Source organism: Mesorhizobium sp. LEGMi-168a, assembly GCF_058312955.1.
In genome coordinates this window covers 1-22,712 of sequence record NZ_JBZEGV010000050.1, presented here as the reverse complement: position 1 = coordinate 22,712, position 22,712 = coordinate 1, and the positions used below count along the sequence as shown (strand labels likewise).

Genomic DNA, 22,712 nt, shown 5'->3' with positions numbered 1-22,712 from the left:
CGCAGCGGCGTGAGACGGGCATTCTTATGGATGTTCATTCGGACCCTCCGGCGAATCTGAAGCGTGGTAACTCCAGTCTCCTCGGTCAGGTCCGAATGGACAACCTTCTGAAAGCCCACAGCTAGAGATACCGGAATTGTCGCCCGAGCAGGTCGCTGGGTTCCGCTCGGCGGTTCAGTTGTTGATATGCGACAACGCCAGGTCAGTCTCGTCCTGAGCCTCCAACAGGAGTTCCTCCGCTGACCGGAACATGTCCTCGAACGCCAGTTCATGCTCGAAGACAACGCCGCCGACGCGGATGGCAAGCACGTCCTTGTCGCCTTTCGGCGCGAAATAAATCTGTCCGACCGCTTCTCGAACGCGTTCGCCGATCTCCTTGGCGTCCTGCTTCGTCGCGCCGGGGAGGAAAACGCCGAACATCGAGTTTCCGAGACGGCCGATCAGATCGTCCTTGCGCACCGAGGATCGGATAGCCGAGGCGATGAGACGCAACGCTTCGTCGCCCCAGCCGAGACCGAAGCGCAAGTTGATCGATGCAAGATGTTCCGGGTGGATGACCAGGAAGGCGCCCGAACGCGGCCCGGATGGCCTCGCCGCCCTTCTGTCGACCATCGACGTGAACACCGCCCCGTTGAGGCAGCCGGTCAGCCGGTCGTAGGTGCCGGATCTGGTGAGTTCCTGCCGGTAGCGGCGGAGCTCGCTCTCTCTCCAGCCGAGCAGGGCAAAGAGCGGCAGGCCGATGACGATGGGCACGACCGTCGCGGTGACGACACTGCGGCCGAATGGCGTCAACGCGTCGCTGAATAGGAGCAGATAGTTCAGGCCGAGCGACAGGGCGACGCAGCCGGCCGTACCCAGCAGGGACAGCCAAAGGACATGCTTCCATGCCTTTGCCGGTGCGATCTCGGTTTCTGTGCTCACTGGCCAATCTCCTGTTGGACGCATTGGCTTAAAGACGGTGTGTTACGATTTCCGTTCCAGCGAGGTCTACAATTTGAAGGAAATCAGCGTCTTTCTCCCTGATGCGCGCTCGCCAGTGGTTGCGGCCCGGTTTCTCGCTTCGATGATTTGATTCGGTCGCTAAAAACAGGTCAGCGTTTGGTAGGATCGCTGAACGGCTTTAACCATTCCGTTTTTACGCAATCCCGAACTTAAAGCGCGTCGCCTGAATCCGTTTCAGCGCGACGCGCTTTAGGCATTTCTCCTGGAATGCTCTATTGCGGCGGGCCGAAGATGCCCATTTCGGCGCCCCTGGCCACGGATTCGGCCTTACCGTAAATGCCCGAGGCCGACGCCATGGCCCAGCCATTGGCAACCAGCCAGGCGCCGACATCCTGTTTGCCGAGCGCGCAGGGCGCGGCGATGGCGAAACGGTCGCCATCGGGCGGCAGGACACATTTGAGCGCCCGGCCGCGTAGCCAGGCGTTGAAGGCGGCGCGGGCGCGCTGCCCGCAGGGCCAGACGGCATCGCCGAACGCGCAGGTCCTGCCGGGGTCGATATCGACGGTCCCGCTGATGACCACCTTTCGTCCCATGGCTTCGAAGGCCGCCGACGAAGTGGCGACCGGGCGATAAAGCAGCGTCTCGCGCCAGTCCTGCGGCATCGGCGTCTTCGGCGGCGGGGCGAGGCCAAGCTCGCCGAGCGGGGGGCGGGGCTCGATGCGCTCTATGCCCGACGCGTCGAGCGGCGGCGGCGCGATGAGATCCTCGGCTACCCTGCGCGCCGGCTGGCCGGGCCGCATGTCATCAGTGGGGACGGGAGGGGCGGGCCGCGCTTCGCTTATCTCCTGGGCCGGCGGATATGAGGGAGGCTCGCTCGCCAGCCGGTGCCTGGACCCGGCGATCAGCAGCGCGCCGGCGACCAGCCCGAGGCTGCCCAGCGTCGTGGCAAGCCGGCCGGTCGATTTCACCTCGCCCACAAGCGCGCCTCGTCGTTTCACCGGATCATACATTAGGCGCTGGCGACATTGCTTGAAAAGCAAGGCGTTGCGTTAAGTCTCGTGCAACCAATGCGACCTACACTCGGCATCGGACGTCGAGGGGATGACATGACGCGCAAGCCGACACTCTTCTTTGCCTTCCCGGCCCTCATGCTGTTCCTGCTGGCGGCGGAGCGGACGGCGACGTTCCTTCTCGGATCGTATTCCGCCAGCCCCGCCATGTGGCGAATCTGGCTCGAGCTGCGGCCCTTCTCGACGATGTTCTGGCAGCAGGTGGATTTCTACCTCGGCGGCTCGATGAGCCTTGACGCCGCCATCATCCTCGCCGCCTCGGCCGCCTGCTGGATGGCCTGCCAGGCGAAGAGATCCGCCGGCTTCTTCCTCGCCAACCATGCCGCCCTGCTGTTCGCCGGGCTGATGATCGCGGCCGGCAGCCATTCGGAAACGGCGAGCACGATTGCCACCTTCACCGCGCCGCGCGGCTTTCAATTCTCGTTGGCGATCGACTTCAGCTGGAAGAACAGCCTGGTGCTGTGCCTCGGCCTTGCGGCCTGCGCCTATTGCCATGTCGCCTTCCTGCGCGAGGCAAGGCTGCGCGCCGAAGCCCGCGCCGTCCGGATTTTGGCGCTGCAGCGCGATCTCTAAGCCGCCGGCTTCTGGCTGAAGTCCCTTGCGTTATCGCCCGGTGCCGCGTCAGTTGATCTTCTTGTAATAGACCTTGCCGTCGGCCTGCTGGATGCGCTGATAGGACGGATTGGGTCCAGGCGAGACCTTCTGCTTGAACGTCGGCGAGGCGCCGACGGAGCCCGGCTCGGCGGGGTTTTCAACTGCTGACGCTTCCGCCACCGTCGTGCCAGAAAACGCGGATGGCTCGGGCGCGCGGGGCATCCCGGCGTCGGCGGCCGCGGGCTGGCCCTGTTCCAGCCGGGCAATATTGCCGTTGATCCGGCCGAAGCTCGCCTGCAACTGCCGGTCCAGCGTCTCGAACCGGCTTTGGAAGCCGTTATTGACCGTATCGATGCGGGCGCCGATCCGCTGCTCGAACTGGCCGAGCTGGTCGAGCCGCGCCTCTATCGCCCGAAGGTCGTTGACGCCGCGATAGAGGTAGATGGCGGCGGTCACGTTGACGAAGGTGACGAGCGCGGCACCCGCCATGACGACGCCGATGGTTCTCGCCCGGTTCGGCCTGCCCGGCGCTTTTTCCTGTTCGCCGAGCTCGATTGCCGGAACGTCCGGTACGCTGATCATCGTCATTCAACCACCACCTTTGCGCCCACCGCGACGCGCTTGAAGAGATCGATCACATCTGTGTTCGTCAGTCTAAAGCAACCGGACGTGCCGTCAAAGCCGACACCCTTGGGATCGTTGGTGCCATGGATGCGATAGAGCGTGTCGCGCCCGTCGCGCGCGAGATAAAGCGCCCTGGCGCCGAGCGGATTGTAGGGACCCGCGGGCACCATCGCCGGCAGTTCCGGCTGGCGGGCGCGCATCTCCTTGGGCGGGCGCCATTCCGGCCATTCGGTCTTGGCCGCGACCTTGACCGTGCCGGTCCAGTCGAAGCCGTCGCGGCCGACGCTAATCTGGTAGCGCAGCGCCTGGCCCTGGCCGGTCACCAGATAGAGCGCCTTCTCGTTCTTGCGGATGATGATCGTTCCCGGCTGCTCGCCGGTCTCAAAGGCGACCGTCTTGCGCAGGCTGGGTCCCATGGCGGGAAGCGGCGGCAGCCCCGATCCGGCCGCGGCGAGATCGCAGGCCGACATCGACGCAATGCCGATCAGGCAGGCGCCGGCCAGGTAGGCGGCGGCGACACGCGCGGTGATCGGGCGCCTAGCGCTGGGCATTGTCCAGCCGCTCCTTGAACATGCGCTTCAGGTCCTTGTTGAAGCGGGCCCGCCCGTCCACCTCGGAGGGCAGGATGGCGCGGTTCAGCGCGTCGGCGAGCAGCGCGTTGTCGAGCGCCAGCGACTTGATGTGCGGCGCCTTGAAGATCTTCTCCAGCTCGCTGCGCGAGAAGTGATTGCCGAACCATTTGCGCTTGTGCTTGTTGGCGACCAGCGTGATCGAGACGGCGTTGCCGCGCAATTCGCGGATCTTCTTGTAGAGCCGCTTGCCTTGCCGAAGCGAGGCGACATTGAGCTCGAAGACGATGAAGATCTCGTCGCTCGTCTGCAGCACCGAATTGTGCCACGGCGTCTCGATGTTCGGCAGGTCGATGACGATGTCGTCGAAGCGGTAGGCGACGAGGTCGAGCAGCCGGAAGACGAAATCGGCGCCTTGCGGCTCGAACGGCAATTGCGGCCGCTCGAAGGAATAGAGCGTGAGGCCGGACGGCCGCGAGAGCTTGATGACGTCCATCAGTTCGACATCGAGCCGGTCGGGCTGGCCGATGATGCCGGCAAGGTCGAACTGGTTGAACTGGTTGAGATAGGCGCCGCAATTGGCGCTCTGGAAGTCGAGGTCGACGAGGCAGGTCGAGGCCGCCCGCTCGGCCGATTTCGAGGCCAGATGCTCGGCCGCCGAGATCGCCAGCGTCGTGGCGCCGGCGCCGCCGCTGGCGGCGATAAAGGTGACGATGCGGCTCTTGGTGCCCTGGTTGCCGGTGTCGTGGAAGGTGACGGCGTTGAGCAGCTCCTTGGCGTCGAGCGGCTTGTGCAGCCAGTCTGACGCGTTCATGCGCACCAGCACGCGCGTCTGCTCCGACGTCAGCTCGCCCGAAACCGCGATCAGCGGCACCGACGCCCAGGTCGAGCGCGCCTCGACGAGCGCATTGTTGCCGAGCAATTCGCCATTGCCGAGATCGAGGATGATGATGCCCGGCCGCGCATCGACCGGCGGTCCCTTGAGGAACTCGACCGCTTCCGAAACCTTGACGTCATAGATCGCCAGCGCATCGAGCCGGGTTGTGACGTCGCGCCTGAAATTCGGATCGGAAGAAAACAGGGCGACCTGCTTGCGCTTGGTAGGCAGCACTCTGGTGTCGATGGCGTTCATGGCGAGGTACTCTTTAAATCTTCACCCGTTACTGTACTCAGCATGGAAGGCATGGTCATATTGCCAAGCCCGAGCAATGCGCCCAGGAAGAAGAACTGGAATTGATGGTTGACGATGCTGACCGTGATGGTCGGCACCGGACCGCCAGGACGCGTCCAGTAGCCAAGACCGGATGCCTGGTACTGAATCTGAACTTCGGACTTCTTCAGCAGCGGCAAGAAAGTCTGCATCCCGGCACGGGTGGTGCTGCCACTGAAGATCAGGTCGAAGGCGGCCTGGCTCACAGTGAGGTTTTGGCATGTGGCACCTGTTCCGCAGGTGCAAGAGGCAACTCCGGCGCTATCGGCGGTGCAGATGTAGTTGTAAGTATTTGCCGGCACCGCGGTACCGACTTTGGTCAGGTCGCTTTGCGTCAACGTCTCGGATGAGAGTCCGCTGGCAACGGGAGCGGAAATTCGCGCCAGCCGCGCGCCCGCCTGCACCGCTTTGTTCGCCGCGTTCCATTGATAGAAAGCGTAGCCAAAGTCGACGAAGCCAAGCAGCAGGGTCAACAGCAACGGCATTGCGATTGCCGCTTCGATCATCGCCGCCCCAGACTGGCAGTTCCAAAACGAGTTGCGCGGCGTCACCATCCGAAGACACGCTCCTGATGTGCCACGCTGAGAGTGAAGTCACCAAAGCCGAGATAGGACCAGAATCCGAGATCGGGATATGTATACGACGTGCTGACCGTCACTATGTCGACGGTGTCCTTGCTGCTGAGATAGATCTCGGTGGGGGGTGTGGTAGTCTTATCGACCGCCGCGGTGAATGTCTTTGTAATTATGACTTCTGTGGGAAGCCAACCGGTCACCCTGGCGCTGGTGCCGTCAACCGCGCCATAGGCCGCAAGCTTTTGCGCCAGCCCCTTGCAAGTGTCCCAATCGCCGCTGCAGCGCGCCATGTAGCGAGCCGCATCCTCGACGCCGGCCTCAAGCAGCAGACGCGTATTCAGGATATTGGAGAACTCGAATACGCCAGCTGACAACAGAAACACGAACGGTGCGACGATCGCCATTTCGACCAAGGCTGTGCCGTCCTCGTCGCGCCGGAACAGTTGGATGATGTGGCCGAGCTTGGTCATGGGACTCACCGGTAGAGTTGTGCTTCGTTCCGGAGAGCCTTGTCGAGCGAGCCGTTGCCGAGGGGGCCGTCGACATCGACGATCTCGAAACTGATCGGTTTTTCAGCACCCGTACCCTCGTCGCTATCGTTGCTGTTCACCTTAGTGATCGGGGTGATCAGGAAGATACTTGCGTAGCCATCCGCCTTTACCGATGTGTGGCCACGGATGGCAGTAGCGCTGGCAAGGCAGTCGATGACAGCCAAGTTTAGCAACCGGCGATCGGGGTCGGATGGCGGGTTCGGCGGCTTGCCGTTGTTGAAGCACTGCGGCGTGCCGACTTCATTGGTCGGATTATTTGATGGGTCAGTAACTTTGCCGTTTTGGATCTCATATTTGTAGACATCGTATCGGGATGCGGGTTGACCTGTATCCCCGGCCGGGTAACTCGTGCTTGGGATGCTCGGGACCAATGCGCCCTTGTGATTCACGTTCCAATACTGTTGATAAAACGAAGACGCATTGGTGATCTTCTGCGAATAGGCAATGTTGCCCGCATCCCAGACTCCGGGAGGGAGAGGCAGCGCCGAGGGTGGATTGTCCGTCACGGGGTCATACTTGTTGCAGGTATTCTTTTTCTGCCCCTTGCGGACGTTGCTCGCCGGCCGATAGTCCCAATTATTTTTCTGCTTGTTGAGCGACGCGCTGTAGATGTCAAAGCGGACATTGAGCCCGGTATTGACCTGGCCCAATGTAACACCGGTCTTGGTGGTGAGTGCGTTGCGATTGTAGCAGGTGCCTGCGGTGCCCAACGCAATGGCATCGCGCAGCGACTGCAGGCTATTGTCGAGTAGGCCGAAGTTGCCGGGCCCCGGATCGTTGCTGGTCTGCAGAATATGGAATTCGCGGCTATAGGTGTCGCCTGTCGCGAAGGCCTGCTGTATTGTCTTACTGGTCGCTGGCGTGGTCGTTTCGAACGGGTTGCACATAAAGACCGGCACGGTCTCGCAGATATCCTGGGTGAAGCCGGCCACCGCCTGGGGATCGATGTCCATGGTGTCGCTGGCACCCAGGAACCTGGCTGGAAAAATCGTCGCGAAGGCGCCCGCACCGTCAGCCAGGCCTGAAGGGTTCACCGTCACTTCCGCGAATGACACAGCCTTCGGATCCGTGCTGGCCCAGCTCACGCCGTTCGAATCGACACCGGCTGCACTTAGCCGCGTGTTGTCGCTAGCCGGTATTCCAGTCAGATATTTTACCGTTACGTCGGCTAGGGCGAGTTGGTGATCGCCTGATGTCGAAAACAGCGTCCTGTTGTTGGTAAGGAGATTGGTGACGGCCCTGTTGGCCCTCGTGATGCTATCCGCTCTGCCGTCGAGCTCCGCCGCTGCGGCAAGCGCCAGCGCATCCACACCTTTCTGCAGGTCGTTGTGCAGCCCAGTGGCCCGGCTCATGTCGATAGTCACCAATGCAAAGCCGACAAGCACCGGCAGCATGATGGCGACTAGGATCATCGCTATGCCGCGTTGATCGTCCCAGAATTCACGAATGGTCCTCAACATGATCTACTCTCTGTTCCATTCGTGCCAGGCGTCCTCGCTCGCCTGACGCACCGCATCCTTCTGCTTAATTCACTGCGTGCCGGCTGGGCCGACATTCACTGTCATGTTTGTCGTTGGCGCCGGCGCCGGCGGGAACTTGTACCTCTGAACGACGCCGACGGACCGCGCGCCATTGCCTTCGATCTTGGTGTTGTTGGAAGCCGGATTGTACGGGTCGACCGTCTGCAGCAACTGGTTTGCCCTCTGCGAGTCGCCGGCGGCCAGCGTCATCGTGTCGTAATTGTTCAAATAGTCCGCCGCGCAGCCCGCAAGCAGGCTGGAGCCGAGAAGGACGAGCAGGAGCTTATTTCTTGACATAGACCAGCTTGTCCTTCGATTTCACATCCAGCATGTGGCCGTAAGGGCCGGTGACGCCGTCGCCGTGCTCGTATTTCCGGATCATGTCCTTGCTGACTTCGAGCTGGCCGAGCAGCATGAGTTCCGGATCGTTGGCGGGCTTCGTCTTGTCGAACGGTGTCGCCAACTGCTCGCCGGGTTTCACCGGCCGCACGAGATGCGGCGTGACGATCACGACCAACTCGGTCTCTTCCTTCTGCGTGCTCGAATTGTGGAACAGTGCGCCGATGATCGGCACCTGGCCGAGCCACGGCACCTGATCCTGCAGCCTGGTGTTCTTGCTGGAGAGCAGGCCGCCCACGGCGAAGCTCTGTCCGTCGCGCAGATCGACCACAGTCGCCAGCTTGCGGTTGGTGAAGATTGGGTCGCCGGCTGTGGTGAAGCCGGTCAGGTCGCTCACCTCAGGGGCCAGCTTGATATGGATCTTACCATCGTCCAGCACCACCGGAGTGAAGTTCAGGTTGACGCCGAACTGCTTGAATACGATTTCGACTTCACCCTGCGCGTTAACGCTGCGGATAGGCACCTCACCACCAGCATTGAAGCTGGCCGTCTCGCCGGAAACCGTGGTGAGGTTCGGTTCGGCCAACGTGCGCACGACGCCCTTCGACTCCAGCGCCTCGATGATTAAGTCGACTTTGATGTTGCTGTCGATGATCTGGGTGATCAGTGTCGCGAAAGGATTGGATTTCGACAGCAGACCCGATACCAGGGTACCAGGGTCTACTCCGTCTGGAGTGGTAGCAGCGATGCCCGTTCCAAACTTAGTTGCATTGCTGTCCCTGCTCCTGAACGACACGCCGAGATCGCGCCCGGCATTGCGCTTGGCCTCCAGGATGCGCACCGACAGATTGACCTGTTCGCTGTCATCGATGGTGACGGCGTTGATGATGGCGTCCGGGCCATATTGCTGTGTCACCTCCACGATGGATGCCAGCGTCGCGGCGTCCTTGACGTGGCCGCTCAGCCGAACCTTGCCGTTGATCGAGCCGATCTCGATGCGCGCCCGCGGCGCCACCTGGCGGATCGCGGCCGCCATGTCGCTGACATCCTGGCCGACCTCGATCTGGATGGCGCCCAGCGAGCGCTTGTCCTCGGAAAACAGATTGACCGTGGTCGTGCCGACGCTTTTGCCGATGATGTAGAGCGTCTTGTCGGTCATCGGCTGGGCATCGGCGATCTTTTCGTCCCCAACGACGATATCGCCGAGCGTTGCGTTGACCTGGATCGTGGCGGATTGGGAAACGGGCACGAACACGCGGTGCAGCGACGGGCTTGACACGTCAATGAAGCGGTCGGCGGCATGAACCGCAGGGCTCAACGGCAACACAATACAGGACCAGGCCAGAGCGGCGGCGGCCAGTGATCCCCGAAAAATTCGCATCTAGATCGTCCCCCTTGCGGATCCATCCCAGCGGACCCACCCGGATCCCCCTATCCGAATGCGCCTTTCGCTATTTCTGTCGCGGCACGTCGTATGTTTCGAGCTTCACGCCGCGAAATACGCCGATTGTAGCCCGTGCTGGCGGCTCCGGCTGCACATATTTGACCACTTCCTTTACAACTTCTTGCGGTTGTGGTGCTGGTGCCACAGTGGGCTTCACCTTGCTCAATTGATCTATCTGGCTTCCGACCCGTTCCACGGCCTGGGCCAAGCCATCAATCTTCTCGTTGGCGCGCTTGCGCTCTTCGGCGGCCGCGGCGTCTGCAGCCTTCTGCCGCTCGAGCTCGGCCTGCCTCTTGGCAACATCCTCCGGCGTATCGCCGGTCAGGTCTGCAAGTGTGACTCTCTCCGTCGTCTCGCCCTTGTTGGCCGCGGTCTGGCGAAGCGCCAGCGACAGCTGACCGGCGCCGGCGGCTAGCGTCAGCTTCTGCGCATCCTTGGTGCTGACTTCGACAGTCACAGCCTTCACCACTTGCGGATTTTCCTTGCTCTCGTCGGCGACCTGATCGACGGCAAGCACCTTCACGCTTTGCAGCAGCACGTCGACGAAACTTTTGTCGGCGCCTTGATCGCTGCGCACGGTGCGGGTCAGGAGAATATCAACGCGGTCGCCGGGGAAGACAAATCCTGCGACGCCAAGAACATCGTTCACGCGGATGGAAACGGCCTTCATGCCTTCGGCGAGCACGGCCGAGAGGGTAGCGCGCTGTCCGGCGCCAGTGATCTTGCTGGCCAGGACCGGTTCGTTGACGCTTATCGTCTGCAAGGCTTGCCGCACACCGTTGCCGGCCAAAGCGTCCTTGACCGTCTTGAACGCACCAGCGGGCACAGCCCCAGCCGGCCAGGCAATTTCGCGCAACTTGTCGGCGCTCAGCGTGTCGCCGAATTTCAGCGGCATTGCCGCGACCACAATGCTGCCTACTTGCACGCTGTTGGATTGCGCCAGCGCATTGCGCTGGCCCGCCAGCCACATGTTGACGAGGACGACCGCCAGCACACCGAAGATGCCGGCGAGAACGATCATGATGAGTGTATTGGCGCGCATAACCCAAGCCCCATGCCAATAAAGCGGGATACGCCCCCGCCACCGCTAAGTTCAGGCCCGGATTGCACAATCCGGGCCTGATTTCTTCAAACGATCAAGAACCCGCACCGCTGGCGCAGGAGCCAATACCTGAGTTGTCCATGGCGCTGCACAGGCCCGAGAAGCGACCCGTCACCCACCCGCCGATGCCGATGATGAAGCCGATCGCTGCAACCGCGATGATGCCGATCAGGATCGAGTATTCGACCATAGCAGCGCCGTTTTCGTCGTCGCGGAACTGCCGGGTCATCGTCATGAGCTTTTTCATGCCAATTTCTCCCTTTGGAGGTTTGAACCCGACGAGACAGAGCCAAGGAATGAACCCCATACCCAAGCATCCCCCGTCACGTTCAATCCTTGTCCCACAAAAATGCCGAGTCAAACGGATTAACAGTCCGTTAACCTTTGAATACTCGATTCGAAGATTTCTGATTTTTCACAACAGCTTGATTCGCTTCGTTTTTCAAGCGATCTTAACCATTCATTCACAATTCGGCCACGCCCGTGCCCGCAAAGGTACACATTAGGAGAATGACATATGCATTTATATTAAGAAGGTTAGGAGCGCGCTCGCCGATGCGGTGACAAAGGTCCTAGGACTTTGGTCTGCGAGCATAGGGTAAGACAAAATAAAACGATTTCCGAACTCTCTATTTCTTAACTATGTCGCAAGTAATACCTCCAGTGTGTCCTCTACGCCGCTTGTGCCCCTCGTGGTTAACGCTTAGTTTCGATGTCGGGGAAATCAGAAGGGGTTCGGCGGCATGTTGGGTCGCTTCATCAAAGGGTCGGGAGAGCAGCGCGTGCCGCCGCCGACCGCAGTTGTCACAGCGGCAAATGGACCGGCAGTTGCCCCTGTTGCGGAAGCCGAACCGCAAAGTGACGATTTCCTGACGCTCAAAGTCGAGCTGCATCGCCATCTTATCGACCGCTTCAACCTGGCCGCTCTTGAGAATGCCACGAAGGACGAGATCCTCAACGAGATCCGGCCGATCGTGCGTGAATTCGTGCGCGGGCGAAATGTTCCGCTCAATGCGCGCGAGCTCGATCAGCTGACCAGCGATACGGCGGACGAGATGTTGGGCCTGGGCCCGATCGAGCCGCTGCTCAAGGACGACTCGATCACCGACATAATGATAAACACGCATGAACGCGTCTTCATCGAGCGCCGCGGCGTGATCGAGGAGACCTCGATCCGTTTTCGCGACGAGCCGCATCTTTTGCGCGTCATCAACAAGATCGTCTCGAACATCGGCCGGCGCGTCGATGAGTCGTCGCCAATGGTCGATGCGCGTCTCGACGACGGCTCGCGCGTCAACATCGCGGTGCGGCCGATCTCGGTTGACGGCCCGCTGGTGTCGATCCGAAAATTCTCCAAAAATCCCTATTCGCTCGAACGCTTGATGGCATTCAATTCGATCCGCCAGCCGATGATCGACATGCTGCGGATTGCCGTGCAGGCGCGCAAGTCGATCCTGGTCTCGGGCGGCACCGGCAGCGGCAAGACGACGCTGCTCAACGCGTTGTCGAGCTATATCCCAGCCAAAGAGCGCCTGGTCACCATCGAGGACGCCGCGGAGCTGCAATTGCAGCAGCCGCATGTCGGCCGGCTGGAAACGCGGCCGCCCAATGTCGAGGGCAAGGGCGAAGTCCGCCAGCGCGAATTGGTCAAGAACGCGCTGCGCATGCGGCCGGACCGCATCATCGTCGGCGAGGTGCGCGGCGAGGAAGCCTTCGACATGCTGCAAGCCATGAACACCGGCCACGAAGGCTCGATGACGACGATCCACGCCAACACGCCGCGCGATGCCATATCGCGCCTGGAGCAGATGGTCGGCATGGCCGGTATGCCGATGACTCATGAGTCCATCCGCGCTCAGATCGCCTCCGCCATCGACATCATCGTGCAGACGCAACGACTTTCCGATGGCGGTCGGCGTGTGGTCTCCATCTCGGAGCTGACGGGTATGGAAGGCAATGTCGTCCAGTTGCAGGAAATCTATCACTTTATGAGACGCGAAGTGGCCGCCGACGGATCGATCATAGGGGAGTTTCGGGCGACCGGGGTTCGTCCGCGGTTCGCTTCCGAGGCCGCCACGCTTGGTCTCCATTTTGGCAAGGATGCATTCAACCCGCAGGTTGCCTTGTGATGCTGACTGGACAGGCGCTTGTCTATTTTATCTACGCCGTTGCAGCGGCTTCCGTCATTCTTGCCGGCGAAGCCTTCTATCTTTCGCTGGCCGGTCGGCGCTCACGTTTCGCCGCAGTCAATCACAGGATCCGCCGCCTGGCTGATGAAGCGCCGGCGGAAAAGACGTTGAAAAGCTTATTGCGTGAACGCGGCCTGACCGAATCCGGAGACTTTGTCTATGGCTTCGTGTGGCTCAACCGGCTCTATACCCAGTCCGGAATCACCGGGAATCCGCTGATTTTTGCCGCGGTGTTCCTGCTTGCCGGATTGGTGATTGCGCTGATGCTGACACTGCTTTTCGGCTTCTCGCTTGCCGCAGCGGCGATCGCTTTTTTGGTCGTGGGTTTCGCGCTGCCCCTTCTTGTCCTTCGGCGCGCCCGCAGCAAGCGAATCCAGAAGTTCGCCAAGCAACTTCCCGATGCCCTGGACATGATTGTTCGTTCCCTGCGCGCTGGGCACCCTGCCTCTGTTGCCATAGGTCTCGTCGCTCGTGAGATGCCGGACCCGCTCGGAACGGAATTCGGCATCGTCGCTGACGAAATCACCTTCGGGCTCAGCATGGAGCAGGCGGTAAGAAAGCTGTCGGAACGAGTGGGTTTCGAGGGACTGCATTTGCTGACGGTTTCCCTGTCGATCCAATCGAAAACCGGCGGCAACCTCACCGAGATACTCGCCAATCTTTCGTCCGTGCTTCGCGAACGGCAAAAGTTGCGGATGAAGATCAGGGCTCTCTCGGCTGAAGGGCGAGTCTCCGCATGGGTTATCTCGCTGTTCCCGGTTGCAATGTTCTTGATATTGCAGGTCATTGCGCCGTCGTATTATGGAAAGATTTGGCATAGTCCGATCATCTTTCCGGTGTTCACCGTCTTCGGCGGGTGGGCGTTGCTTGGCGACTACATTATGTATCGCATGGTCAATTTCGACTTCTAGGAGTGACCATGGGCCTGCTTTCGAATATGAACGACCTGACCTTTCTGGTCTCCCTCGCCGTTTTTGCGGCGGCGGTGGCATTGTTCCTGTTCGCAGCACTGGTTCTCATGCCCGCAATGCAGACCCGGAAGCTAGTTTCGGACAGCCTTTTGGGCGAGGTTTCAGTCGACCCGCGATCCATTCTCGGCCAGGATCAGCGCGCCAGGCTCGCAGCGCAGAAGCCGATCGATGCCTATTTCAAGGCGGTTGAAAAGGAACACATGCAGCCGGACGCGCTTGAGGCGAAGCTGTTCCGCGCTGGTTTCTATCAGAAGAGTGCGCCTTTAATTTACACGCTTAGTCGCCTCGCCTGTGTGTGTGCAGGCTTTCTGATCATGTATGCGCTCCTGTCCTGGGTAGTGCCCCCGCGGCTGCCCGGTTTCATTGCTTTGGCCGGCTCCGCGCTGCTCGGCCTGGCTTGCGTCGTCATACCGAGCATCATGCTGGATCGCTTCGAGAACACGCAGAAGCAGATCTATCGTCGCGCCTTTCCCGATTTCATGGACATGATGATCACCTGCGCCGATGCGGGCATGAGCCTGGAGGCAGCGGTCGAGCGGGTCAGCCACGAACTCGCGGGGACCCATAAATGGCTGGGCATCCAGCTCTCGATCATGAATCTGCAACTGCGTGCGGGCAAGCCGCTGCGCGAGGCGCTTCGCGAGTTGGCAGATCGCATCGGCTTGGAGGAGGCAAAGGCCTTGGCGGTACTCTTCCGGCAGTCGGAAGAGCTCGGCACCAGCCTGACGGACGCTTTGCGCGTCTATAGCGCCGAGATGCGCGACCAGCGTATTCTCCAGGCGGAAGAGCGCGCCAATTCTTTGCCCGTCAAAATGATGATTCCACTGGGGCTTTGCATTTTCCCTGTAGTGATGATGGTGATCATGCTACCGGTCATCATTCGCATGAAGGGCATTTTCTTCTGATCCGTCGTATGATTAGGTTCTAAAATTGAGTCGGAGGGCTCCTTGGGGCACAAAATGATAAAGCCGACGCGCCTCGCCGCCGCAGCCGGTGTGCTTCTGGTCATGCTCGCCGGTTGCCAGTCGGCCGCCACCACCAGCGGCGTCGTGCGCACCAACGAGCCCGCGAAGGGCGACTACACGGCTTTCGGCGACACCTTCGATGGGCTGAAGACGATCAGCGACGTCGACTACTATGCTTCGGACCAGGCGGTCACCGAGGCCAAGACACAATTCCGTTCCGAGAATTACGGCAACGCCGGCGCCCTGTTCTATAAGGCGACACGATTGGCGCCCAATGATGGCGTCGCCTGGCTGGGCCTTGCCGCCTCCTGCGACCGTATCCGTCGCTTCGATCTTTCCGATATGGCCTATAGCCGGGCCTACAGGCTGCTCGGAGCGACTCCGGAGTACTACAACAATGTCGGCTACTCCTATCTGCTGCGCGGCAAGCTGCAGGAGGCGCGTACGAATTTCCTCAAGGCTTACGAGCTCGCGCCCAACGATCCGACCGTGACCAACAATTTGAAGCTCCTGTCGTCCAGCGTGCAGAACATAGAGCGGTCATGAGCCTTTTGCTCGCCGCATCGCTCTTGCTGAGGGCGCTGGCCATCCCGCTTCTCGGCAAGATCGCCTGGACCGATTTCACGACGCAGAAGATTGCCAATCGTGACGTGCTGCTGCTGATATGCCTCGGTCTCGGTTCGCTCCAACTCGTATCCGTGCAGACCGGATCATGGTGGGACATGGGCCTGAGCGCGATCGGCTGTGTTCTGCTGTTCGTGGCGCTGTTTCCATTTTGGGTCCTACGGAAGCTCGGCGCCGGCGACGTGAAGCTGATGGCGGCCGTGCCGCTTCTGATTGGCGGAAACGGCCTTGTCGTGTTCACGATTTTCCTGCTGATCTTCGCGCTGGCGACCGCGGCATTGGTCAAGAATCCCTTTCTCCTGCCGGCGGGCGCGTTCCGTCTCTACGTTCAGCACATGGACAGGAAAGGTGTCGTGCCATTCGGCGTGCCGATCTCGGCTGCCGCGATCTGCGCAATCCTATTCCAGATCTATGGCGGTGTGATGCTGGCCAGCAGCTCCGGGGTACTGCAGCAGCTTAACTAGCGTTTAGGTCCGGGGGGTGCTTCGATGTCAATAGCGAGGCTGGCGGTTCGCAGCAGTTCGGCGGCGTGGCGCGCCAATCAACCATTCTTCGTGACGGTAATTGCCTATATTCTTATCGCGCTGATCGCTGCGGCGCATTGGAAAATTGTCATTGACGTAAAACTCTACAATAAAAATTTTTTGTTTTTTGGGTCTGTAGTAACTCTGATTCTTGTTGTCGCGCTTTCCGGTCGGTTGATCATTGAGCGGCCAGTGCAACCGCTGCGCGCCATCAAGGATCTTATGCTTTCTAACAGGCTGGCGGACCGAATTATAGTTGGATTGCCGGTTGCACTCGTCCTCCCGATCTTTTTCTCGGTGTTCACCAGCATCAAGGGAGGCATCAGCAAGATTCAACCATTCTATGCCGACGCGGCCCTGACCGCGATCGACAGGGCAATTCATGGCGGGACCGATGCCTGGAGATTTCTTCATCCTATGCTTGGCTTTGGCCCTGTTACTTTCTCGCTGAACGTTCTCTACAATCTCTGGTTCGCTGAGGTTTTCATCGTTTTGTTTTGCGTCGTTTTTTCCACCAGGAACGAGCGGCTGCGTTCCCAGTTTTTGGTCGCGTTTGTCCTCACTTGGGTGTTGCTTGGCAACGCTTTGGCGGCAGCCTTCGCTTCAGTCGGACCGGCATTCGTTATGCCCTTCTACGCCGACGGTACGTTTTCTCCCCTGATGGACTACCTTAAGGCGACCGATATCACCTATCCCGTTTCGGCACTGGGTACGCAAAGCTATCTGCTGACGAATGCCGGGCTTGATGGCCCCCGCCTGGGCAGCGGCATTTCGGCTTTTCCGTCGGTTCATGTCGCTACCGCGACTTTGAACGCGATCTATCTCTGGCGTTTTGGCGGCGTGCTGCGGTGGGGCAGCATCGGGTTTCTAGTCGCTATCCAGCTGGGATCGGTGCATCTGGGCTGGCACTATGCTGTCGATGGATATGTTTCAATCCTTGCAACATCCGCCATCTGGGCCGCCGCCGGTTGGCTGTCGAGAAACTGCCCGCGCCCAGAGGCTTGATGATCGCCAAGCTCTTCTCAAGAACTCCGAAGATGCCGATGGTCGGTCTTGCACATGTCTGTTCGGAGGCCTGGCACGCCAACCGGCCATTCTTCGTGACAGTGGCGGCTTACGCAGTGGCGGTCGCCTTTGCTGCGACCTATTGGCAAATTCCACTCGATCCTCAGATCTACAGCGAACCATTCCTGCTATTCGGGGGCGGAGTAGCGTTTGTCCTCTTTGCCATCGTCGCGACGCGGGTCATGCTTGAACGGCCGGAACGACTGTTTCCTGGTCTGGTCCGTCGTTTGTTGGAAAATGACTTGCCCAACCGGCTCGTCATAGGTTTGCCGGTTGCCCTGACCTTGCCTGTCTTCTTTTCTCTTTTCACCAGCATGAAGGGCGGCCTCAGCAGAATAGTGCCCTTCTATGCCGACTCCACGATTGTCGCCATCGACAGGATGATCCATGGCGGCCAGGACGCCTGGAGGATATTGCACCCTCTCCTCGGAGCCGGGCCGCTGACCTTCTCCCTGAACTTTCTCTACAATCTTTGGTTCGTGGTGATGCTTATCGTACTGTTTTGCGTCACGTTCTCGACAGGCAATAAGCGTCTTCGGTCGCAATATCTGGTGGCGTTTGTCCTGACCTGGGTGCTTCTGGGGAACGCCGTAGCGACCATTTTTGCTTCGGTCGGACCTGCCTTCATCATGCCCTTCTATGGCGATGATACGTTCGTCCCATTGATGGATTATCTTCAGGCGACAAACACCGTCTATCCCGTGTGGGCTCTCCACGCACAGGGGATTCTTCTTGCCAACGCCGCCCTTGATGGTCCTCGCCTGGGCAGTGGCATATCCGCCTTCCCCTCGCTCCATGTCGCTGTGGCGACGCTCAACGCGATCTATCTGTGGCGCTTTGGTGCGGTTCTGCGCTGGGCTGGCGTCATCTTCCTGATCGCCATCCAATTGGGCGCCGTGCACTTGGCTTGGCACTACGCCATCGACGGCTACGCCTCTATGCTGGCGACGCCGATCATCTGGGTTCTCGCGGGGCGGCTATCAAAGGATCCAGGCACGGCTACGGAAGGAAGTGCGAGATCCGGTTTCGATTTCGGCTGACCCGGCCTTCAGAGCACGTCGCTCGAAGGGTTCGTGCCATCTCCGATGTACCGCCCGCTGTAGCGCCATATCACCGCGATCGCGATGATCGAGAAATAACCATCAATGGCATAGTGCCAGCCGAAATATACGGAGCCGAAGAGGATCACGCCCGCGTAAACCCACGCTGCGGCGCCGACCCACCGATTCAAGCTCGAAAGGAAAAGTGCGTTTAGCACGGCGATGGCGACGTGGAAGCTCGGCATCGCTGAAATGCCTGTCCCTATCGAGGCTTTGTGGTTCGTATAAGACGAATAAAGGTAATCGGTGATGAGAAGCGTGTCTGGTCCAGCATCGCTTGCTTTGAGCGATTGGATAAGATCCCCAAACATATCCGGATCGAACAGGCGGTCGTAAAAGATCGGTCCGGCCGATGATGCCGCCAGTCTCACGGCCACGCCCAGAACGACCGCGGTAGTGATGAGCGACAGGAAGTAGCGCTGGCGCTTTGATGCGTCGTCGAGCCAGGCTGCGACGACGACGACCGTGGCAAGCAAAACGAACCAAAGCTGCGAATAGAGGATGTAGAGCGCTCGATCAGCGACGTTTGGAATTGGCAGGGCGCGCGCCCATCTCCATGGATCGCCGAAATGCAGGTCGGCGTCGATCCTTGCCAGGATTTGGTCGGCAAAGAACGGCACCATCTGCGAGAGTTCGTGCTTGAACGCAGTGAACGCGGCCAAGCAAAGTATGAAAATTCCAAGTGTGGTTGTCGCACCGACGCCCCGCGACGCCAGCTTGTACCGCAGCCAGCTGGCGGGGGCGCGTGGCTGGCTGATGATTGCCGCAACGGCCAATCCGATCAGTATCAGGAAGGGCAGCAACAGATAGAGCAGTCTTAGCCTGGACGTGCCAAGCGCGGCAAAATAGGTGTCGGGATAGAGATAGGCAGCGAGCCCGGCATAGCACAGGCAAAACACCGCGAGCTTTGCCGAGGCTGAGAACCGGGATCGTTCGGCAGCTATGTCAGGCGCCATTTCCATTGCCGCACCGGCTTTTTCTTGATGGTGGACAGAGGCGGCGGTTCGCCAGATACGGCTGGTCTCGGGTCTTCAAACATCAGGCGTTCGATGAGCGCTACGGCACCAGCCCCCACCGCGGCGACGACAGCCAAAATGAGAAGCTTTCTAAGAAAATCCAACGACCCACCACCCCAGTGAAATCAAAACCCCGCCGTCTGCTTCTCCACCAGCTTCAGCTTGCCCTTTTCCACCTTGAAAAACGGCATCGATCTTTGGCTCGAGCCGTCGGCGCGGAAGCGGAACAGGCCGGTCGAGCCGCGGAAGCCGCTGGTATTCTCCAGCACCTGCTTGGAAAAGCCGTTCGGGCCGACCGAGCTCGCAATTCCCGCCGACAGCGCCACCATGTCGTAGGCGTAGGCTACGTTGACGTCGGGCTGATAATTGTAGGTCGCCTTGAAACGGTCGGCGATCGGTCCGGTCTCGCCCTGGTCGAGCGTCGCGATGTAGGCGCCCTCATAGAGCGGGTCGATTGGGCGCTCGAGCCAGCGGTCGGTGCCGATCAGGCTCACGGCCTTGCCCGGAATGCCCTTCGCCTTCAGCGCCGCCAGCACGGCCGTCGGGCTGCCATCGCCGCTGGCGACGACGACGGCGTCGGGCGCCTCCACCAGCGAGCCCATGTCGGACACCGCCTTCGCGCCGTCCGACGCCGAATAGGGAACTGTCACGGCGAGCGTCGCGCCGTAGATGCTGAGCGCGTTGCCGACCCTGGCCTCGATGGCGCTGGAATTCGCGCCCGCCGGCACCATCAGCACGAATTTCTTGGCGCCCTTGCCGGCGACTGCGGCGGCGCCCGCGGCCGCGCTGTCGGCCTCGCTGAGGCGCACCGAGTAGACGCCCGGGCCGCCGGCGAAATTGTCGGCCAGCGCCAGCACCGGCGGCCGCTGCGTGCCGGAGAGCTTGGCAAGGTGCTGCGCGGCGCCAAGCTCTGCCGGGCCGATGACGGCCTTCGCGCCGCCCGAGGTGATTGCCTTCACCGCCAGATCCTTGGCGTAGCCGCTGTCGCCGCGCGTGTCCTCGATCGTCAGCGTCACCAGCTTGTCGCCGAGGTCGGTCATCGCGAGCCGCGCGGCGTCATACATCTTCCTGCCGTTCTCGCCGGCACTGCCGGAGGCCGAGAGCGGCAAAAGCATCGTTATCTTCGTCGTGCCAGTGCCGAGCGTCAGATCTCCCTTCGGCGCGGCGCTTGCAGCAGCGGCGCCGGTCTGCTGCACCGGCGCGGCGGCAGGGCTGCCGGGCGCGGCGATCGCCGAGGGATCCAGCACCGCCGATGCGCCGTTCTTCGACTGGCAACCGGAGGCGGCCGCGACAACGACAAATGCGGACGTCAGAAAAGCGCGCAGCGGTAAGACCCGCAAACGACGCCGCCGGAAATGCCAAGCGGCGCCGGCACACGCGTCAGCCGGCGCCGGGCACGCGCAGACAACCGCCTCCGCCCAGGCTCTTATGACCATCATCGCGGCCGGTCGGCGCAGCGTTCGACCGTCAGCTCAGTGCATGTACTCGACCATGCGGTCGTGGAAGCACTCGCACTTGTTGAGGTAGTCCTCGTCCTTGTAGTTCGTCTTCAGGTAGCCGTAGGCCTTGCCGCAGGCGACCTTGGCTTCCGATGCCCAGACGAAGGCGGGGCGCGACGAGTTGATCCATTCCGGGCTGTTGGCGACGGCGATGGACTCGTCCATCAGCTTCACCACCCGATCCTTGAGCTCGACCATGTTGTCGGTGAGCACCAGGTCCGACGTGCCGACGGTGCGGCAATAATTCACCGCCGGCTCGCCGATGATGTCGGCGGCAAAGCCCGTCGATCCGGCCAAAAGCAGCGCCGTGGCCGAAGCCAGAAGTCTTGCACCACGCTTCATGTAAGTCCCTCTCCAAATTACCAATTCATGGTTCGCTAATGCATAGCACGGGAGCGCGCCCGCGCATAAGCACTAAATCGTGGCTGTATGCTGTACGTGGTTCGTGTCGTCGTAAAGGATATTGATCGTGCCGGTGGTGGTCGGCCCGTTCTGCAGCACGGCGACATCCACGAAATTGGCCGCATTGCCCAAACCGTCGGTGTCTACGCTCAGCGTCTTGGTGCTGGTGTCGTAGTGCACATAGTCGGCGATGTTGCCGGCGTCCGGTTTGTCGAACAACGCAGTCAGGTCGATCTGATCTCCTTCGCCTTTGTTGTAGTCGATGATGAGATCCTTGATATTCACTTCGAGATGATCGAGCTTGAACGTATCGGCGCCGGTGCCGCCGGTGAGCGTGTCATGGCCGAGACCGCCGATCAGGATGTCGTTACCGTCGCCGCCGTTGAGCGTGTCGTCCCCTGCAAATCCTTGCAGGATGTCGTTGCCCCCGTTGCCGTTCAGCGTGTCGTCATTGGCCGTACCCTGCATGGTCTCGGCATCCGCCGTGCCGGTATAGGTAACGCCGTTGACGACGTGAACATCGAGTTGCTGTGCCGGTGACGTATCGCCATCAGCATCCTTTAAGGTGACGTTGAAGGTCAGATCGGCATTTTGCGGAGTAGTGGTCGCCGTGACGAAACCGATGTCGGTGAACTTGATCACGTCGTTGTCGCTCGTAAAGGCTTCCGTGCCGCTCGAGCCACCTGTGTCGCCGGTATCCTTGTTCAAATTGATTCCGGAGCCGGTGATACCTTCGGTCGAGGTCAGCAATTGCATCCCGGTAATGACGTAGTTTTCGCCAGGATTGACGTTGTAGTCATTGCTCTCGATGATGACGACGCCGTCGGCACTACCATAGTTGATGTTGTAGGGATTGCTCTGACTCGCCAGATAGATATCTTCGTGGTCGACCACAACGGCTCGCGTCGTGATCTGGTTGGTGTCAGGATCCAGAAGCTTGAGGATGACGACAAAATCCTCTGTGGATCCCAGCTGCTCAACTTTGAAATAGACCGACGATACCTGGGCATCTGCGGCGTTGTTGGTATTCGCTCCGGGATCAGAGGTATAGAAATTCATGTCGACGACTTCGCCGCGCTGAATCGTGCCGCTGCCGGTGCCGACATTGGCATTGTTGGCAAACACCTCTGTATCGGCGGCGTGGAAGAGATCGCCTGCGGCATACGCTGTGGCGCTGCCGGGGGCTCCGGTCGCCGTCAGCGGCACACCACTGCCACCCGAGGTCGGTTTGTCGGCGGTGAACTGGACGAAGAAGTTGGTGTCCAACTCCGCTACCACGACGGCCGCCGGCCCGCTGGTATCCGACGAACCGTCTGAATTGTAGCCGTCGAAAGCGCTTGCTCCGCTCGTTGTCAGCACGGTCACGGAGCTGATCGGGTCGGCGAGGTCGACCGTATAGGTGCCGTTGACCTTGTCGAAGGTAATGGTGCCGGTTTCCGCCGTCGACGTCCCGCCTGTGAGATAGCTGAAGCTGACGTTGAAGACAGCTGTCGTCGAGGTCTCCGAAGCCCAGGTTACGGTCGGCGAGGTGATTGCGCTCCCGGCCACCGTGCCGGTCAGCGTAATCGCCGCAAAGTCGGAATTGAGGCTGCTGTACGTGGTATGGCCGTCAGCCCCGATGGCGTAGTCGAACACGCCGGTTCCGCTGACGGTTCCGCTGTTGGCGAAGTAGAGGTCCGTCTTGTCATGAACCGACGGGCCGTCATCGGCGAAGCGGACGTTGCCGCCAAGGTCGATGGTCGCGCTGTTGGTTGCCGTGTCGCCGTCGCCGTCGGTGGTGAGCGCGGTCGCCGTCAGGTTGACCAGGCCGTTGCCCA

Annotated in this window: 25 protein-coding genes; 8 read left to right on the top strand and 17 right to left on the bottom strand. The window is 60.5% G+C overall.

Going from position 1 to position 22,712, the window contains the following annotated elements:
* Positions 1 to 174 precede the first annotated feature (174 nt).
* Complete coding sequence (locus tag AC4FWB_RS32880) at positions 175 to 921, bottom strand: GGDEF domain-containing protein (protein WP_491030395.1); 747 nt, start codon at positions 919 to 921, stop codon at positions 175 to 177.
* 293 nt (positions 922 to 1,214) lie between these two features.
* The gene (locus AC4FWB_RS32875) at positions 1,215 to 1,919 is read right to left on the bottom strand and encodes a thermonuclease family protein (RefSeq protein ID WP_491030394.1); all 705 of its coding nucleotides are present in this window, start codon (positions 1,917 to 1,919) and stop codon (positions 1,215 to 1,217) included.
* Positions 1,920 to 2,048: 129 nt separating this feature from the next.
* Here AC4FWB_RS32875 and AC4FWB_RS32870 point away from each other — a divergent pair, with 129 nt between their 5' ends.
* Entirely contained in the window at positions 2,049 to 2,585 is a 537-nt protein-coding gene (locus AC4FWB_RS32870; RefSeq protein ID WP_491030393.1) for a hypothetical protein, read from the top strand.
* A 48-nt stretch (positions 2,586 to 2,633) separates the two neighbouring features.
* Here the strand turns inward: AC4FWB_RS32870 and AC4FWB_RS32865 are convergent, their stop codons facing one another.
* From AC4FWB_RS32865 to AC4FWB_RS32820, 10 genes are all read right to left on the bottom strand, one after another.
* Positions 2,634 to 3,194, bottom strand: coding sequence for a hypothetical protein (locus AC4FWB_RS32865; RefSeq protein WP_491030392.1), 561 nt, complete (start codon positions 3,192 to 3,194; stop codon positions 2,634 to 2,636).
* On the bottom strand, positions 3,191 to 3,781 hold the full coding sequence (locus AC4FWB_RS32860; protein ID WP_491030391.1) for a L,D-transpeptidase: 591 nt from the start codon (positions 3,779 to 3,781) through the stop codon (positions 3,191 to 3,193). The genes AC4FWB_RS32865 and AC4FWB_RS32860 overlap by 4 nt, the downstream gene beginning before the upstream one ends.
* On the bottom strand, positions 3,768 to 4,931 hold the full coding sequence (locus tag AC4FWB_RS32855) for a CpaE/TadZ family protein (RefSeq protein ID WP_491030390.1): 1,164 nt from the start codon (positions 4,929 to 4,931) through the stop codon (positions 3,768 to 3,770). Before AC4FWB_RS32855 ends, AC4FWB_RS32860 begins: the two co-directional genes overlap by 14 nt.
* A complete protein-coding gene (locus AC4FWB_RS32850) occupies positions 4,928 to 5,563 on the bottom strand; it encodes a TadE/TadG family type IV pilus assembly protein (RefSeq protein ID WP_491030389.1) in 636 nt (211 codons plus the stop codon). The genes AC4FWB_RS32855 and AC4FWB_RS32850 overlap by 4 nt, the downstream gene beginning before the upstream one ends.
* Positions 5,557 to 6,054 carry a TadE/TadG family type IV pilus assembly protein gene (locus AC4FWB_RS32845; RefSeq protein ID WP_491030388.1) on the bottom strand — a complete coding sequence of 166 codons (498 nt, stop codon included), beginning with the start codon at positions 6,052 to 6,054 and terminating at the stop codon, positions 5,557 to 5,559. The genes AC4FWB_RS32850 and AC4FWB_RS32845 overlap by 7 nt, the downstream gene beginning before the upstream one ends.
* A 5-nt stretch (positions 6,055 to 6,059) precedes the next feature.
* Complete coding sequence (locus AC4FWB_RS32840) at positions 6,060 to 7,595, bottom strand: TadE/TadG family type IV pilus assembly protein (protein WP_491030387.1); 1,536 nt, start codon at positions 7,593 to 7,595, stop codon at positions 6,060 to 6,062.
* Positions 7,596 to 7,664: 69 nt separating this feature from the next.
* Positions 7,665 to 7,952 carry a hypothetical protein gene (locus tag AC4FWB_RS32835; protein ID WP_491030386.1) on the bottom strand — a complete coding sequence of 96 codons (288 nt, stop codon included), beginning with the start codon at positions 7,950 to 7,952 and terminating at the stop codon, positions 7,665 to 7,667.
* Complete coding sequence (locus tag AC4FWB_RS32830; protein ID WP_491030385.1) at positions 7,939 to 9,375, bottom strand: type II and III secretion system protein family protein; 1,437 nt, start codon at positions 9,373 to 9,375, stop codon at positions 7,939 to 7,941. Before AC4FWB_RS32830 ends, AC4FWB_RS32835 begins: the two co-directional genes overlap by 14 nt.
* A 70-nt stretch (positions 9,376 to 9,445) precedes the next feature.
* Positions 9,446 to 10,480 (bottom strand): Flp pilus assembly protein CpaB, encoded by a 1,035-nt coding sequence (cpaB, locus tag AC4FWB_RS32825; RefSeq protein WP_491030384.1) that lies wholly within the window; start codon positions 10,478 to 10,480, stop codon positions 9,446 to 9,448.
* 94 nt (positions 10,481 to 10,574) lie between these two features.
* Positions 10,575 to 10,787, bottom strand: coding sequence for a Flp family type IVb pilin (locus AC4FWB_RS32820; RefSeq protein WP_192245351.1), 213 nt, complete (start codon positions 10,785 to 10,787; stop codon positions 10,575 to 10,577).
* Between the two features lie 496 nt (positions 10,788 to 11,283).
* Between AC4FWB_RS32820 and AC4FWB_RS32815 the strand changes: the two genes are divergently transcribed.
* From AC4FWB_RS32815 to AC4FWB_RS32785, 7 genes are read left to right on the top strand one after another with little or no spacing between them, the layout of a single operon-like run.
* On the top strand, positions 11,284 to 12,669 hold the full coding sequence (locus tag AC4FWB_RS32815; protein ID WP_491030383.1) for a TadA family conjugal transfer-associated ATPase: 1,386 nt from the start codon (positions 11,284 to 11,286) through the stop codon (positions 12,667 to 12,669).
* Complete coding sequence (locus AC4FWB_RS32810) at positions 12,669 to 13,640, top strand: type II secretion system F family protein (RefSeq protein WP_491030382.1); 972 nt, start codon at positions 12,669 to 12,671, stop codon at positions 13,638 to 13,640. The genes AC4FWB_RS32815 and AC4FWB_RS32810 overlap by 1 nt, the downstream gene beginning before the upstream one ends.
* An 8-nt stretch (positions 13,641 to 13,648) precedes the next feature.
* Positions 13,649 to 14,605 carry a type II secretion system F family protein gene (locus AC4FWB_RS32805; protein ID WP_491030381.1) on the top strand — a complete coding sequence of 319 codons (957 nt, stop codon included), beginning with the start codon at positions 13,649 to 13,651 and terminating at the stop codon, positions 14,603 to 14,605.
* Between the two features lie 54 nt (positions 14,606 to 14,659).
* The gene (locus AC4FWB_RS32800; RefSeq protein ID WP_491030380.1) at positions 14,660 to 15,211 is read left to right on the top strand and encodes a tetratricopeptide repeat protein; all 552 of its coding nucleotides are present in this window, start codon (positions 14,660 to 14,662) and stop codon (positions 15,209 to 15,211) included.
* A complete protein-coding gene (locus AC4FWB_RS32795; protein ID WP_491030379.1) occupies positions 15,208 to 15,753 on the top strand; it encodes an A24 family peptidase in 546 nt (181 codons plus the stop codon). Before AC4FWB_RS32800 ends, AC4FWB_RS32795 begins: the two co-directional genes overlap by 4 nt.
* A 24-nt stretch (positions 15,754 to 15,777) precedes the next feature.
* Positions 15,778 to 16,818 carry a phosphatase PAP2 family protein gene (locus tag AC4FWB_RS32790; protein WP_491030378.1) on the top strand — a complete coding sequence of 347 codons (1,041 nt, stop codon included), beginning with the start codon at positions 15,778 to 15,780 and terminating at the stop codon, positions 16,816 to 16,818.
* Positions 16,818 to 17,918 (top strand): phosphatase PAP2 family protein, encoded by a 1,101-nt coding sequence (locus AC4FWB_RS32785; RefSeq protein WP_491030377.1) that lies wholly within the window; start codon positions 16,818 to 16,820, stop codon positions 17,916 to 17,918. The genes AC4FWB_RS32790 and AC4FWB_RS32785 overlap by 1 nt, the downstream gene beginning before the upstream one ends.
* Before the next feature lie 8 nt (positions 17,919 to 17,926).
* Here AC4FWB_RS32785 and AC4FWB_RS32780 read toward each other — a convergent pair whose 3' ends face one another.
* From AC4FWB_RS32780 to AC4FWB_RS32760, 5 genes are all read right to left on the bottom strand, one after another.
* Entirely contained in the window at positions 17,927 to 18,934 is a 1,008-nt protein-coding gene (locus AC4FWB_RS32780) for a phosphatase PAP2 family protein (RefSeq protein ID WP_491030376.1), read from the bottom strand.
* Entirely contained in the window at positions 18,919 to 19,098 is a 180-nt protein-coding gene (locus AC4FWB_RS32775; protein ID WP_491030375.1) for a hypothetical protein, read from the bottom strand. Before AC4FWB_RS32775 ends, AC4FWB_RS32780 begins: the two co-directional genes overlap by 16 nt.
* A gap of 21 nt (positions 19,099 to 19,119) precedes the next feature.
* Positions 19,120 to 20,334, bottom strand: coding sequence for an ABC transporter substrate-binding protein (locus tag AC4FWB_RS32770; protein WP_491030374.1), 1,215 nt, complete (start codon positions 20,332 to 20,334; stop codon positions 19,120 to 19,122).
* 132 nt (positions 20,335 to 20,466) lie between these two features.
* Positions 20,467 to 20,835 (bottom strand): hypothetical protein, encoded by a 369-nt coding sequence (locus AC4FWB_RS32765; RefSeq protein WP_491030373.1) that lies wholly within the window; start codon positions 20,833 to 20,835, stop codon positions 20,467 to 20,469.
* Positions 20,836 to 20,907: 72 nt separating this feature from the next.
* On the bottom strand, positions 20,908 to 22,712 hold a 1,805-nt coding region (locus AC4FWB_RS32760; protein ID WP_491030372.1), incomplete at its 5' end, for a calcium-binding protein.

Excerpts from the sequence above, each read along its gene's own strand:
- AC4FWB_RS32870 (WP_491030393.1), top strand. The coding sequence starts at position 2,049 with ATGACGCGCAAGCCGACACTCTTCTTTGCCTTCCCGGCCCTCATGCTG.
- AC4FWB_RS32865 (WP_491030392.1), bottom strand. The coding sequence starts at position 3,194 with ATGACGATGATCAGCGTACCGGACGTTCCGGCAATCGAGCTCGGCGAA.
- AC4FWB_RS32860 (WP_491030391.1), bottom strand. The coding sequence starts at position 3,781 with ATGCCCAGCGCTAGGCGCCCGATCACCGCGCGTGTCGCCGCCGCCTAC.
- AC4FWB_RS32855 (WP_491030390.1), bottom strand. The coding sequence starts at position 4,931 with ATGAACGCCATCGACACCAGAGTGCTGCCTACCAAGCGCAAGCAGGTC.
- AC4FWB_RS32850 (WP_491030389.1), bottom strand. The coding sequence starts at position 5,563 with ATGGTGACGCCGCGCAACTCGTTTTGGAACTGCCAGTCTGGGGCGGCG.
- AC4FWB_RS32845 (WP_491030388.1), bottom strand. The coding sequence starts at position 6,054 with ATGACCAAGCTCGGCCACATCATCCAACTGTTCCGGCGCGACGAGGAC.
- AC4FWB_RS32840 (WP_491030387.1), bottom strand. The coding sequence starts at position 7,595 with ATGTTGAGGACCATTCGTGAATTCTGGGACGATCAACGCGGCATAGCG.
- AC4FWB_RS32835 (WP_491030386.1), bottom strand. The coding sequence starts at position 7,952 with ATGTCAAGAAATAAGCTCCTGCTCGTCCTTCTCGGCTCCAGCCTGCTT.
- AC4FWB_RS32830 (WP_491030385.1), bottom strand. The coding sequence starts at position 9,375 with ATGCGAATTTTTCGGGGATCACTGGCCGCCGCCGCTCTGGCCTGGTCC.
- cpaB (WP_491030384.1), bottom strand. The coding sequence starts at position 10,480 with ATGCGCGCCAATACACTCATCATGATCGTTCTCGCCGGCATCTTCGGT.
- AC4FWB_RS32820 (WP_192245351.1), bottom strand. The coding sequence starts at position 10,787 with ATGAAAAAGCTCATGACGATGACCCGGCAGTTCCGCGACGACGAAAAC.
- AC4FWB_RS32815 (WP_491030383.1), top strand. The coding sequence starts at position 11,284 with ATGTTGGGTCGCTTCATCAAAGGGTCGGGAGAGCAGCGCGTGCCGCCG.
- AC4FWB_RS32810 (WP_491030382.1), top strand. The coding sequence starts at position 12,669 with ATGCTGACTGGACAGGCGCTTGTCTATTTTATCTACGCCGTTGCAGCG.
- AC4FWB_RS32805 (WP_491030381.1), top strand. The coding sequence starts at position 13,649 with ATGGGCCTGCTTTCGAATATGAACGACCTGACCTTTCTGGTCTCCCTC.
- AC4FWB_RS32800 (WP_491030380.1), top strand. The coding sequence starts at position 14,660 with ATGATAAAGCCGACGCGCCTCGCCGCCGCAGCCGGTGTGCTTCTGGTC.
- AC4FWB_RS32795 (WP_491030379.1), top strand. The coding sequence starts at position 15,208 with ATGAGCCTTTTGCTCGCCGCATCGCTCTTGCTGAGGGCGCTGGCCATC.
- AC4FWB_RS32790 (WP_491030378.1), top strand. The coding sequence starts at position 15,778 with ATGTCAATAGCGAGGCTGGCGGTTCGCAGCAGTTCGGCGGCGTGGCGC.
- AC4FWB_RS32785 (WP_491030377.1), top strand. The coding sequence starts at position 16,818 with ATGATCGCCAAGCTCTTCTCAAGAACTCCGAAGATGCCGATGGTCGGT.
- AC4FWB_RS32780 (WP_491030376.1), bottom strand. The coding sequence starts at position 18,934 with ATGGCGCCTGACATAGCTGCCGAACGATCCCGGTTCTCAGCCTCGGCA.
- AC4FWB_RS32765 (WP_491030373.1), bottom strand. The coding sequence starts at position 20,835 with ATGAAGCGTGGTGCAAGACTTCTGGCTTCGGCCACGGCGCTGCTTTTG.